Genomic DNA, 12106 nt, shown 5'->3' with positions numbered 1-12106 from the left:
GGATTCCGTTCAAATTTTCGCTCAAAATTATCCAATGAAATCAATCCCGTTCTACTGTGCATGGGGTTGTTTTCGACGTTTTTGTTTGGGAGGTGCCCATGACCGCCCAGCCGCTGCTCGACGTCCAGGACCTCACCGTCGAATTCACCACCCGCCGCGGCATCGTCAAAGCGGTGCAGCACGTCAACATCTCCGTTGCGAAGGGCGAGACGCTCGCCATCGTCGGCGAGTCCGGATCCGGCAAGTCGGTGACGTCGTACGCGGTGATGCGCATCCTCGACCGTGCCGGGCGGATTGCCGAGGGCTCGGTGATGTTCTCCGGCATCGACGTCAAGGCCGCGACCGAAGACCAGATGCGCGATTTGCGCGGTCGCGAAGTCTCGATGATCTTCCAGAACCCGCGCGCCGCGCTCAACCCGATCCGGAAAGTCGGCGACCAGATCGAGGACGTGCTGCGCACCCATGTCCAGCAGGCCATGGTTTCGGACCGCGGCGAAAAGGCGATCGAGGCGCTGGAGCAGGTCAAGATCGCCCGCCCGCGCGAGCGCTATCATGCCTATCCGTTCGAATTGTCCGGCGGCATGTGCCAGCGCGTCGTCATCGCGCTCGCGCTCGCCTGCAATCCGCAACTGCTGATCGCGGACGAGCCGACGACCGGATTGGACGTTACCACGCAGAAGGCGGTGATGGATCTGATCGTCGAGCTGACCAAGCGCAAGGCAATGTCCACCATCCTGATCACGCATGACCTCGGCCTTGCCGCCGCCTATTGCGACCGCGTGGTGGTGATGGAGAAGGGCCGGGTGGTCGAGACCGCAAAGGCGGCCGACATCTTCGCCAACCCGCAGCACCCCTACACGAAGAAGCTGATGCGCGCGACGCCGCGCCTCGGCGTGAGCCTGCGGGATCTGTTGCTGGAGGAGGAAGGCGCAGCACTCGCCGCCACGAGCGCAGCATCCGCGGAATTGGCTCCGATCGTCCCGGCGGGCAAGACGCCCCTTCTCCTCATCGACAAGCTCGTCAAGGAATATCCCCGTCAGGGCGCCACTGCCACGCTCGGCAAACTGTTCGGCCGCAAGCCGCCGGTGGAGCCGGATGTGTTCCGCGCCGTCGACGGCATCAGCTTCTCGATCGGTCACGGTGAGAGCGTCGGCCTGGTCGGCGAGTCCGGCTGCGGCAAATCGACCACGTCGATGATGGTGATGCGGCTGCTGGACCAGACCTCGGGCCTGATCCAGTTCGACGGCGAGGACATCGGCGCCATCGCGCCCGCCGGCTTCGCGCGTCTGCCGCAGCGCAGCCGCATCCAGATGGTGTTCCAGGACCCGACCGACAGCCTCAACCCGCGCTTCACCGCCGTGCGCGCCATCGCCGATCCCATCATGCAGCTCGGCGACATCAGGGGGCGCGACGCGCTCCGCGCTCGCTGCGAGGAGCTCGCCACCATGGTGGGCCTGCCGCACAATCTGCTGGATCGCTTTCCGCACCAATTGTCGGGCGGCCAGAAGGCCCGCGTCGGCATCGCCCGCGCCATCGCCCTGCACCCGAAACTCGTCATCCTGGACGAGCCGACCGCCGCGCTCGACGTTTCGGTCCAGGCTGTGGTCCTCAATCTGCTCCAGGACCTCAAGGCGCGGCTAGGTATGAGTTATCTGTTCGTCTCGCATGATTTGAACGTAGTGCGCTTGCTGTGCGATCGTGTCATTGTCATGCGGTCGGGTCGAATCGTCGAGGAAGGGTCTTCCGAGAGGGTCTTGAGCGATCCGCAGGACGATTACACCAAGGAGCTGCTGACGGCGATCCCGCATCCGCCGCTGCAGATACAGGGCGCACACTGAGAGCTTGTTTGGGAGCGTGATGGCCGAACCGCTGGACGATTATATCGACGCTGTCACCAAAGCGTTGGCGTTGCCCGTCGAGGAAGCATGGAGGTCGTCCATACGCGCCAATCTTGAGGTCTCGCTGCGGCTCGGCCGCCTCGTCGACGAATTCGCGCTGCCGGACGAGACCGAGCCAGCGCCCGTGTTCACGGTCTGACGCCGCCATGACGACCAAGCCAGAGATGACGGCCTCCGAGATCGCAAGCGCGGTTGCGGGCCGCAAGATGTCCGCGCTCGATGCGACCGAAGCCGCGCTTGCGCGCATCAAGCAGCACGACACCATCCTCAACGCCTTTACCGACATCACCGCCGATCGCGCCCGTGCCAAAGCGCGCGCGATCGATGCCGATATCGCCGCCGGCAAGGCCGTCGGCCCATTGGCCGGCGTGCCCTTCGCGGTCAAGAATTTGTTCGACGTCGCAGGCCTCGCCACGCGCGCAGGCTCGAAGATCAACCGAGACCGCGTGCCCGCCACGCGCGATGCCACGCTGATCGAGCGGATGGAAGCGGCCGGCGCCGTGCTGGTCGGCGCGCTCAACATGGGCGAATACGCCTATGACTTCACCGGGGAGAACGTTCATGACGGTCCCTCGCGCAATCCGCATGACACCACGCGGATGAGCGGCGGCTCCTCCGGCGGCTCGGGCAGCGCCGTGGGCGGCGCGCTGGTGCCGATCGCGCTCGGCTCCGACACCAACGGTTCGATCCGCGTGCCGTCCTCGTTCTGCGGCATCTTCGGCCTGAAGCCGACTTATGGCCGGCTCTCGCGTGCGCGTTCGTTCCCGTTCGTCGCGAGCCTCGATCATCTCGGCCCGTTCGCGCGCTCCGTCACCGATCTCGCGCTGGCCTATGACGCCATGCAGGGGCCGGATGCGGACGACGCCGCCTGCACCACCACACGTGGTCTGGAGCCGACGCTGCCGCTGCTCGCCAATCCGGTTTCGGACCTGCGCATCGCGATCGCCGGCGGCTACTTCCAAACCAATTTGTTTCCGGAAGCCGTCGAAGCCGTCAGCCGCGTCGCCAAGGCGCTGGGCGCCACGCGCGTGGTGGACGTGCCGGAAGCCGCGCGTGCCCGCGCGGCGGCCTATGTCATCACCACCACAGAAGGCGCCTCGCTGCATCTCGATCGGCTGCGCAAGCGACCGAACGATTTCGATCCCGCCGTGCGCGACCGGCTGATCGCGGGCGCCATGGTGCCGGCGCCGCTGGTCGACCGCGCGCAAAAATTCCGCCGCTGGTATCGCACGCAATTCGCGGAGATTTTCAAATCCGTCGACGTGCTGATTGCACCGGCGACGCCATGCACCGCGCCGAAGCTCGGCCAGGTCAATTTCCATCTCGGTGGCGTCGAGCTGCCGGTGCGTGCCAATATCGGCCTCCACACCCAGCCGATCTCATTCATCGGCCTCCCGGTCGTCGCCGTGCCGGTGCCGCTCGAACCGTTGCCGATCGGCGTGCAGATCATCGCCGCGCCCTGGCGCGAGGACATCGCGTTGCGCGTCGCGTACGCGTTGGAGAAGATGGGCGTCGCCGCCGCGCCCAGCCCAAAAGGATTTTGAGATGGAGATCGATCTCCCTGACGTGATCGCGGACGTCAAAGCCGCGTTCGAGCGTTATGAGCAGGCCCTGATCACCAACGACGTCGCGGTGCTCGGCGAGCTCTTCCGCAACGATCCCCGCACGCTGCGCTATGGCATCGGCGAGAACCTCTACGGCTATGAAGCGATCTCCGGCTTTCGCGCCGGGCGCTCGCCGGTCGGCCTCAATCGCCGCACCGCGAAAACCGTGATCACCAGCTATGGCCGCGACACCGCGGTCGCCTCCACCCTGTTCTATCGCGACACGATGCCGGGTAAGGTCGGCCGGCAGATGCAGACCTGGGTAAAATTCCCGGAGGGCTGGCGCGTCGTCGCCGCCCATGTCAGCATCATCGACGAGTCGAAAGAGACCTGACCGTATGACGCTTGACGATCTTCCGCCCGGAGCGCTGCCGGCCGAACCGGCGGTGCCGCGTGTCGACCGGGCGTCGCCATCAGCGCACAAGGTCACGCGCGCCGAGGAGCTGCGCCTGCAGCTCGCCGACGAGATCGTGCGCGGAGCTTTGCCGCCTGGCGCGCCGCTTGACGAGACCGACATCGCGCGCCGCTTCAGCGTTTCGCGCACGCCGGTGCGGGAAGCACTGCGCCAGCTCGTGGCAAGCGGCCTGGTCGAAGCGCGCGCCCATCGCGGCGCGGTGGTGGCGCAGCCCTCGTTCGAACGGCTGACGGGCATGTTCGAGGCGATGGCGGAGCTGGAAGCGCTGTGCGCGGGCCTTGCCGCCGAACGCATGTCAGCCGCCGAGCGTCACGGTCTGGAAGCCATCCACGAAGAGCTGCGGGTGTTGAGCTACGCCGGCAACCCCGATCGCTTCCACGAGGTCAACGAGCGCTTCCACAATGCGATCTATGCGGGATCGCAGAACGGCTACATCGCCGAGATCACGCTGGCGACGCGCGTGCGCGTGCAGCCGTTCCGCCGCGCCCAGTTCCGCAATCTCGGACGTCTCGCCAAGTCGCAAGCGGAACACGATCGCGTCGTCGTCGCCATCATGCGCGGCGACAAGCAGGGCGCCGCCGCCGCGATGCGTGCGCATATCGAGCTGGTGCGCGGGGAGTACGAGATCTACGCGGTGTCGGTTTAGGGCCGCGCGCACGGTGCCGTAGGGTTGGCAAAGGCGCAAAGCGCCGTGCCCACCATCTACCCAAGCTGACGGTGATGGTGGGCACGCTTCGCTTTGCCCAGCCTAGGAGACCTACGCTGTCGCAGCGTCCGCCATATACTTCCGCCAGCCGCCATACGCGGTGATGTCGCGAGCCTCGCCCAGCACCTCGGGCTCGACGAGAAATCCCTTCACGCTGCGGCCATCCGCCAGCCGCACGGTGCCGATCGCCATCGGCGCGGGAATCGCGTTGACGAACTTGCCGAAGGCGGACGACGACAGCGACCAGATCTCCAGCTCGATCGACGCGCCCTTGCCGGCCTCGACGCGCAGCATGCCCGGTTTCGGCGGCGTGGTCTTCAATGCGTAGAGCTTGTAGTCTGCCGCGGTCCTGGTCGCCTCGATCAGCTGGCCGTTCAGGGCTTTCAACTCGCTGTTCAGCACCATGCCGGACAGATGCGCGCCGACTACGGCGATGGGAATCTCGTCGCTGCTATCAGCGGCAAGCGGCGCCAGCGCGGGTTGTGCCGCGCCCTTTGCGCCAAGCGTCAGTTTGGTATCGGCATGGAACACGCGGCCGATGCTCGCGAGCAGCGCGTCGTGGCCGGTGGGTGCAAGAATTGTGATGCCGAACGGAACGCCGTCGGCGCGCATCGCCGCCGGCAGCGCGAGACCGCAGAGGTCGAGCAGATTGACAAAATTGGTATAGGTGCCGAGCCGGCTGTTGAGCTCGACCGGATTGGCCAGCACCTGCGCGGTCGTATAGGCCGTCGGCGCCGTCGGCAGCACCAGCGCGTCGATATTGGTGAAGGTGCGTTCGGCGATCTTGCGCAGGCCCTGCAGACGATAGAGCGCGGAGAAGGTGTCCGCCGCAGTCAGCCGCGCACCGGCCGCGGTGATCTCGCGCGTCACGGGATGGATGGCATCCGGCGCGGATGCCAGCAGGTCGCGGATCACGAGATACCGCTCCGTGACCCACGGTCCCTCGTAGAGCAGTCGGGCCGTCTCATAGAACGGCTCGAGGTCGAATTCGACGAGCGTTGCCCCAAGCGCGGTCCAGCGCTTCAGCGCCTCGGCGTAAGCCGCTTCCGCCTTCTTGTCGCCGAAGAAGATCAACTGTCCGCTGCGCGGCACGCCCAGGCGCAGGTTTGCCGGAAGCGGGGTGATCGCGCCAAGCGGCCGGTCGCGCGAGAACGGATCGGCCTGATCGGGACCTGCCATCACGGAGAGCGCCAGCGCGGCGTCGTCCACGGTCAGGGCGAACACCGAGATACAGTCGAGCGTCCGGCACGCCGGCACCAGGCCAGCGGTCGAAATCATGCCGAGGCTCGGCTTGAGACCGACGATGTTGTTGAGCATCGCCGGCACGCGGCCGCTGCCGGCGGTGTCGGTACCTAACGACAGTGGCACCAGCCCGGCGCCGACGGCGGCGGCCGATCCCGAGCTTGATCCGCCGGGAATGAGGTCATCGCGGATCGCATTCCTGGGGATGCCGTAGGGCGAGCGCACGCCGACAAGGCCGGTCGCGAACTGGTCGAGATTGGTCTTGCCGATGATGATCGCGCCGGCGGCGCGCAGCCGCGCAACCGCGGTCGAATCGTGTGTCGGGATGTACGAGAAGGCCGGGCACGCCGCGGTGGTCGGAAATCCCAGCGCGTCGATATTGTCCTTCACCACCACCGGCACGCCATAGAGCCGCAGGCTGGCGGCCTCCTTGGTGGCGAGCTTCTCGGCCTCGGCGATCGCGTCCTTTTCGTCGCGCAGGCTGATGAAGACGGCGGGATCATTGTGGTCGCGGATGCGCTGATAGGTGCGTGCGACCGTCTGCGCCGGTGTGAGCGTGCCCGCGCGATGCGCGGCCACGATCGCGGCGATCGTTTCAGGCTGCTCAGCCCCCATTTCAGCCTTCATGGCGACAAATCTCCGGCTACGTCTCTTCACCCCGATCGAAGCAAGCGATGTGCCATTGTGTACAGAATTCGGGCAGGACAAGTGCTGCGGATATTACCGAGAGATCAGAGGCTTGTGGGATATTTCGAGCGCTGGCGGAGCTTCGTGTCAGCGCCCTGTTACGAGCATTTGCGCAAATAATGGGCAGCTCAACGGGCCTGAGCTTGCGCCCCAACAATTGACATGCCCAACATTATGGCCAACGCGGTCCGCGACGAGGCTGCGGCCGATCCCGGCTTCCGGGCGAGGAGGAAACCATGACAACCGCCCCTCGCGGTGATGCTGCGAGCCTGTTCGCGACACCCAGAACCGTTGCCAAGCATCGCGCCGACGGCAGCATCGTGCTGCGCTCGCCCGAGCCGCTGCGCGATGGCGCGCGCTGCATCGGCGACTGGCTGGAGCAATGGGCGCGGCAGAGGCCCGATGCGACTTTCCTCGCGGAGCGAGACAGCGCGGATATGCCCTGGGCCACCGTGACCTACGCGGGTGCCTTGCGGAGAGTCCGCGCGGCGGCGTCGTGGATTTTGGCGCAAGGACTCAGCGCCGAACGCCCGCTCGTGATCCTCTCCGATAACAGTATCGACCATGCGCTGCTTGCGCTCGCGGCCCAGCATGTCGGCGTGCCTTCGGCCGCGATCTCGCCAGCCTATTCGCTGATGTCAAAGGACTTTGACAAGCTCAGGAGCATGATCACTCTGCTCGAGCCCGGCGCGATCTATGTCTCCGCGACCAAGCCATTTGCGGCAGCGCTCGCCGCGATCAAGCCGTTGCACGATGCGCAGATCATCAGCGGCAATGCGAGCGACGCCGATGCGCTCGCCTTCCGCGCCGTTGCGGCGACGCCAGAAACTGCGGACGTCGCAAAAGCCTTCGCCGCTGTCACACCGGACACCATCGCAAAATTCCTGTTCACCTCGGGCTCGACCGGCACGCCGAAAGCCGTGATCAACACCCAGCGCATGCTGACCTCCAGCCAGCAGGCCAAGGCCCAGACGTGGACCTTTCTCGAACAGGCGCGCGAGGATCTCGTCATTCTCGACTGGCTGCCCTGGAGCCATACGTTCGGCGCCAACCACAATTTCAATCTCGTGCTGCGCAATGGCGGCTCGCTCTATATCGACGGCGGCAAGCCGGCGCCCGGCCTGTTTGCGACGTCCCTTGCCAATCTCAAAAGCGTGATGCCGACGGTCTATTTCAACGTGCCGCGCGGCTTCGACATGTTGATCACGGCGCTGCGCGCAGACGAGGAGCTGTGTCGCCGCTTCTTCAGCGAGGTGAAATTCGCGTTCTACGCAGGGGCTGCGCTGCCGCAGAATCTCTGGGACGCGCTGGAAGAACTCTCCGTCAAGACCGTTGGCCGCGCGATGCCGATGGTCTCGGCGTGGGGCTCGACCGAGACGTCGCCGCTGGCGACCGACTGCCATTTCCTCGCGGAGCGCTCGGGCAATATCGGCGTGCCCATCCCCGGCACCGAATTGAAACTCGTGACCTCCGGCGACAAGCTGGAGGTGCGCGTGCGCGGCCCCAACGTCACGCCGGGCTATTGGAAGGCGCCGGAGCTGACCAGGCAGGCGTTTGACGACGAGGGCTTTTATCTCATTGGTGATGCCGTGAAGTTCGCCGATGCGAACCGGCCTGAGCGCGGCCTGTTCTTCGATGGCCGTGTCGCGGAGGACTTCAAGCTCAATTCCGGCACTTGGGTCAGCGTCGGCACGCTGCGCCTCGCCGGCATCGCCGCGCTGGCGCCGCTCGCGCAGGACATCGTCGTCACCGGCCATGGCGGCGACGAGGTGCGTTTCCTGGTGTTCCCGAACATCGCCGCGTGCCGCGCGCATGCCGGCTTGCCCGACACCGCGAACGTGAACGAATTGCTCGCGCATGACAAGATCAGAGCCGCGATCGCGCAGGGTCTGGCGCAACTCAAGCAACACGGCGCCAACTCCTCCGCCCACGCCACGCGCGCCCTGCTGCTCGTCGAGCCGCCGTCGGTGGACGGCGGCGAGATCACCGACAAGGGCTACATCAACCAGCGCGCGGTGCTGACGCGCCGCGCCGATGCGGTGGCGCGGTTGGATCACGATGCGCCGGGCGAGTGGATCGGTCTGTAGGCATTCACTGACTACGACGGCGCTAGGCGACCGACGCGCGCTCCCTCCACATCGTCATTGCGAGCGCAGCGAAGCAATCCAGAATCCCGCCGCGGAGACGGTCTGGATTGCTTCGCCGCGCTCACAATGACGGGGCTGAAACAGCTCGCCATTGGGCCAGCAAACCTGCCGCAATATCCTGCACGATTCTTTTGTTGCCGGAGCAACTAATTTGTGCGAACCGTTCCAGACAAGGATGACGGCGGGAAGGAACCGTCGCGTCGGATCTCGGAGGGAGCAATGCTCGGCAGAGAGGGTGCCGCAGGCGAACGCCCGCGCATGCCTGGATATGACAGGGGTCTGCGCCCGGGGTGGGGTCCGTCAGGTCTCGGTGCTGCCGGTCACCGCGCCGAGATTTTCGTGCAGGCGGCGCAACAGGTCGATCAGCACCTCGCGCTCGTCCTTGTCCAGGCAGGACAACAGGCGCCGTTCGCGCTCGAATGCGGCGACGATCACCTTGTCATGGATGGCGCGGCCCTTCGCCGTCAGCGCGATCGAATGGGTGCGCCCGTCGTTGGGATCGGTGCGGATCGAGATCAGCCCCCGCTTTTCCAGACCAGCCAGCGTCCGGCTCACCGGGCCCTTGTCGAAACCGATGACGTGGCAGATGCGCGAGGCGGGAATGCCGGGCTCGATCGCCAGCAGCGACATGATCCGCCATTCCGTGACGTTGACGCCGAACTCTCGCTGATAGAACGCGGTGGCGCTGTTCGAGAGCTTGTTGGCGATGAAGGTGATGAACGCGGGGACGTAGCGGTCGAGATCGAGCGTCGGTCCCGTCTCGGCGGGCGCAGGTTTTTGGCGGGCTCTGGTCGAAGACGGCGGCATGTCGGGATTCTGTCTCGCGGCGTGTCTGGAGACCTAAAGGTAAGCGCGGCCCTTTCACAAGATCAAAATGAGGGAGGACTTCCATGAGCACTTCCAGCTCCCCGGAAATCAGCGGTTCGTCGGCCGTCCCGCATCTCGACGTCGATCCCTTCGACATGAATTTTTTCGCCGATCCCTATCCCACGCATGAGCTGCTGCGGGAGGCGGGACCTGTCGTCTATCTCGACAAGTGGAACGTCTATGGCGTGGCGCGCTATGCCGAGGTCCATGCCGTGCTGAATGATCCCGCGACGTTCTGCTCCAGCCGCGGCGTCGGCCTGTCCGACTTCAAGAAGGAGACGCCGTGGCGGCCGCCAAGCCTGATCCTCGAAGCCGATCCACCCGCGCACGCCCGCACCCGCGCCGTGCTCTCGAAGGTGCTGTCGCCGACGGTGATGAAGGGGCTCCGCGACCGCTTTGCCGCGGCAGCGGAAGAGCGTGTGGACGCTTTGCTGGAGAAGCGCAGCTTCGATGCCATTACGGACCTCGCCGAAGCCTATCCGCTGTCGATCTTCCCGGATGCGCTCGGGCTGAAGCCTGAGGGACGCGAGAATCTCATTCCCTATGCGAGCGTGGTGTTCAACGCCTTCGGCCCGCCGAACCAGTTGCGCAACGAGGCGATCGCGCGCTCAGCGCCGCACCAGGCCTATGTTACCGAGCAGTGCCAGCGGGACAACCTCGCGCCCGGCGGCATCGGCGCCTGCATCCACGCTCATGTCGACGAGGGTGCCATCACCGCGACCGAAGCGCCGCTGCTGGTGCGTTCGCTGCTGTCGGCGGGCCTCGACACCACCGTCAACGGCATCGGTGCAGCGGTCTACTGTCTCGCGCGCTTCCCGGAGCAGTGGCAGCGCTTGCGCGGCGATTTCACGCTGGCGCGCAACGCTTTCGAGGAGGCCGTCCGTTTTGAAAGTCCGGTGCAGACCTTCTTCCGCACGACAACGCGCGAGGTCGATCTGTCAGGCGCGACCATCGGTGAGGGCGAGAAGGTGTTGATGTTCCTGGCGGCTGCCAATCGCGATCCGCGGCGCTGGGACAAGCCGGACAGCTACGACGTCACCCGCCGCACGTCGGGCCATGTCGGCTATGGCTCAGGTATTCACATGTGCGTCGGCCAGCTGGTCGCGCGGCTCGAAGGCGAGACAATGCTCGCGGCTCTGGCCCGCCGGATCGCGAAGATCGAGATCACGGGCGAGCCACAGCGCCGTTTCAACAACACGCTGCGCGGGCTCGACAGCCTGCCTGTAACCATCACGCCGGGCTGACGCTGCCGGCATCGGAAATAATCAATACGACAGGGGAGGGACCAATGAAGAACTTGAAGTGGACGCTTGCGCTGGCCGCGAGCCTGATTGGCGGCGCGGCAAATGCCGAGATCTCCGACAATGTCGTGCGCGTCGGCGTGCTCAACGACGTCTCCGGCATCTTCCAGGACACCAACGGCATGGGTTCGGTCGAGGCCGCGCGCATGGCGGCTGAGGATTTCAACGGCGGCGGCAAGAATATCAAGGTCGAGATCGTCTACGCCGATCACCAGAACAAGGCCGATGTCGGCAACGCCATCGCGCGCAAATGGCTCGATGTCGAGGGTGTCGATGCCATCGTCGACGTGCCGAACTCGGCCGTTGGTCTCTCCATCAACACGCTGCTGCGCGACAGCCGCATGACGTTCCTGGCGTCGTCCACCGCGAGCTCCGATCTCACCGGCAAGGCCTGCTCGCCCAACACCATCCAGTGGGTCAACGACGCCTGGGCGACCGGCAACACCACCGCGGCCGCGATGATGTCGCGCGGCGGCAAGGACTGGTATTTCCTCACGGTCGATTACGCGCTCGGCAAGGGCATCGAGGCGGAAGCCCAGAAATATATCGAGGCGCATGGCGGCAAGGTGATCGGATCCAGCAAACATCCGCTCGGCACCTCCGACTTCGCGTCGTTCCTGTTGCAGGCGCAGGGCTCGAAGGCGCAGGTGATCGGGCTCGCCAATGCCGGCGGCGACACCATCAACGCGGTGAAGCAGGCGGCCGAGTTCGGGATCCAGCGGGGCGGGCAAAAGCTCGTCGCTTTCCTGCTCTTCATCAACGACGTCCACGGCATGGGCATCAAGGTCGCGCAAGGGCTTCAGCTCATGGAAGCCTTCTACTGGGACATGAACGACGATACCCGCGCCTTCGCCAAGCGGTTCGCGGCGCGGCCCGGCATGAACGGCAAGATGCCGAGCGGCAACCAGGCCGGGGTCTATGCCTCCACGCTCGCTTATCTCAACGCGGTCGCCGCCACCGGCAGCGACAATGCCAAGGACGCCGTGCCCGAGATGAAGAAGTTCAGGGGCAAGGACAAGCTGTTCGGCGATACCGCGATCCGCCAGGATGGCCGCGTCGTGCATCCGATGTATCTGTTCGAGGTGAAGAAGCCGGAGGAGTCGAAATATCCGTACGATTATTACAAGCTGGTTTCGACGATCTCTGCGGAGCAGGCGTTCCGCCCGCTGGCGGAAGGCGGCTGTGAACTGGTGAAATAGGGGCGGCGAGCGCGCCTCACTTAACCTCTCCCCGTAAGAA

At 65.4% G+C, this 12106-nt stretch carries 10 protein-coding genes; 8 read left to right on the top strand and 2 right to left on the bottom strand.

Annotation, left to right across the window (positions count from 1 at the left end; all coding sequences use genetic code 11):
• The first annotated feature begins 98 nt into the window (after window positions 1-98).
• The 5 genes from IVB45_RS35365 to IVB45_RS35345 are packed head-to-tail and all read left to right on the top strand — an operon-like array spanning window position 99 to window position 4563.
• The gene (locus IVB45_RS35365) at window positions 99-1838 is read left to right on the top strand and encodes an ABC transporter ATP-binding protein (protein WP_247357578.1); all 1740 of its coding nucleotides are present in this window, start codon (window positions 99-101) and stop codon (window positions 1836-1838) included.
• 19 nt (window positions 1839-1857) lie between these two features.
• Complete coding sequence (locus tag IVB45_RS35360) at window positions 1858-2037, top strand: DUF4089 domain-containing protein (protein ID WP_007615797.1); 180 nt, start codon at window positions 1858-1860, stop codon at window positions 2035-2037.
• Window positions 2038-2044: 7 nt separating this feature from the next.
• Complete coding sequence (locus tag IVB45_RS35355; RefSeq protein ID WP_247357579.1) at window positions 2045-3442, top strand: AtzE family amidohydrolase; 1398 nt, start codon at window positions 2045-2047, stop codon at window positions 3440-3442.
• Window position 3443: 1 nt separating this feature from the next.
• Window positions 3444-3836, top strand: a complete 393-nt coding sequence (hpxZ, locus tag IVB45_RS35350; protein WP_007615793.1) for an oxalurate catabolism protein HpxZ — start codon at window positions 3444-3446, stop codon at window positions 3834-3836.
• Between the two features lie 4 nt (window positions 3837-3840).
• Complete coding sequence (locus IVB45_RS35345) at window positions 3841-4563, top strand: GntR family transcriptional regulator (protein ID WP_027565933.1); 723 nt, start codon at window positions 3841-3843, stop codon at window positions 4561-4563.
• 111 nt (window positions 4564-4674) lie between these two features.
• Here IVB45_RS35345 and atzF read toward each other — a convergent pair whose 3' ends face one another.
• Window positions 4675-6492 (bottom strand): allophanate hydrolase, encoded by a 1818-nt coding sequence (atzF, locus tag IVB45_RS35340; RefSeq protein WP_247357580.1) that lies wholly within the window; start codon window positions 6490-6492, stop codon window positions 4675-4677.
• Window positions 6493-6788: 296 nt separating this feature from the next.
• Between atzF and IVB45_RS35335 the strand changes: the two genes are divergently transcribed.
• Window positions 6789-8639: a feruloyl-CoA synthase gene (locus tag IVB45_RS35335; protein ID WP_247357581.1), complete on the top strand. Its 1851-nt coding sequence runs from the start codon at window positions 6789-6791 to the stop codon at window positions 8637-8639.
• Window positions 8640-8999: 360 nt separating this feature from the next.
• Here the strand turns inward: IVB45_RS35335 and IVB45_RS35330 are convergent, their stop codons facing one another.
• Window positions 9000-9506 carry a MarR family winged helix-turn-helix transcriptional regulator gene (locus IVB45_RS35330; protein ID WP_247357582.1) on the bottom strand — a complete coding sequence of 169 codons (507 nt, stop codon included), beginning with the start codon at window positions 9504-9506 and terminating at the stop codon, window positions 9000-9002.
• Window positions 9507-9589: 83 nt separating this feature from the next.
• Here IVB45_RS35330 and IVB45_RS35325 point away from each other — a divergent pair, with 83 nt between their 5' ends.
• Together IVB45_RS35325 and IVB45_RS35320 are read left to right on the top strand one after the other, a co-directional pair.
• Window positions 9590-10810 (top strand): cytochrome P450, encoded by a 1221-nt coding sequence (locus IVB45_RS35325; RefSeq protein WP_247357583.1) that lies wholly within the window; start codon window positions 9590-9592, stop codon window positions 10808-10810.
• Window positions 10811-10854: 44 nt separating this feature from the next.
• The gene (locus IVB45_RS35320; RefSeq protein WP_247357584.1) at window positions 10855-12066 is read left to right on the top strand and encodes an ABC transporter substrate-binding protein; all 1212 of its coding nucleotides are present in this window, start codon (window positions 10855-10857) and stop codon (window positions 12064-12066) included.
• Window positions 12067-12106: the final 40 nt, after the last annotated feature.

It is taken from the genome of Bradyrhizobium sp. 4 (genome assembly GCF_023100905.1).
Classification (GTDB): Bacteria; Pseudomonadota; Alphaproteobacteria; order Rhizobiales; family Xanthobacteraceae; genus Bradyrhizobium.
This window is presented reverse-complemented; position numbering and strand designations above follow the sequence as displayed.

Coding starts and splice junctions, on each gene's coding strand:
- IVB45_RS35355 (WP_247357579.1), top strand. CDS start 2,045: ATGACGACCAAGCCAGAGATGACGGCCTCCGAGATCGCAAGCGCGGTT.
- IVB45_RS35335 (WP_247357581.1), top strand. CDS start 6,789: ATGACAACCGCCCCTCGCGGTGATGCTGCGAGCCTGTTCGCGACACCC.
- atzF (WP_247357580.1), bottom strand. CDS start 6,492: ATGAAGGCTGAAATGGGGGCTGAGCAGCCTGAAACGATCGCCGCGATC.
- IVB45_RS35360 (WP_007615797.1), top strand. CDS start 1,858: ATGGCCGAACCGCTGGACGATTATATCGACGCTGTCACCAAAGCGTTG.
- IVB45_RS35330 (WP_247357582.1), bottom strand. CDS start 9,506: ATGCCGCCGTCTTCGACCAGAGCCCGCCAAAAACCTGCGCCCGCCGAG.
- hpxZ (WP_007615793.1), top strand. CDS start 3,444: ATGGAGATCGATCTCCCTGACGTGATCGCGGACGTCAAAGCCGCGTTC.
- IVB45_RS35320 (WP_247357584.1), top strand. CDS start 10,855: ATGAAGAACTTGAAGTGGACGCTTGCGCTGGCCGCGAGCCTGATTGGC.
- IVB45_RS35325 (WP_247357583.1), top strand. CDS start 9,590: ATGAGCACTTCCAGCTCCCCGGAAATCAGCGGTTCGTCGGCCGTCCCG.
- IVB45_RS35365 (WP_247357578.1), top strand. CDS start 99: ATGACCGCCCAGCCGCTGCTCGACGTCCAGGACCTCACCGTCGAATTC.
- IVB45_RS35345 (WP_027565933.1), top strand. CDS start 3,841: ATGACGCTTGACGATCTTCCGCCCGGAGCGCTGCCGGCCGAACCGGCG.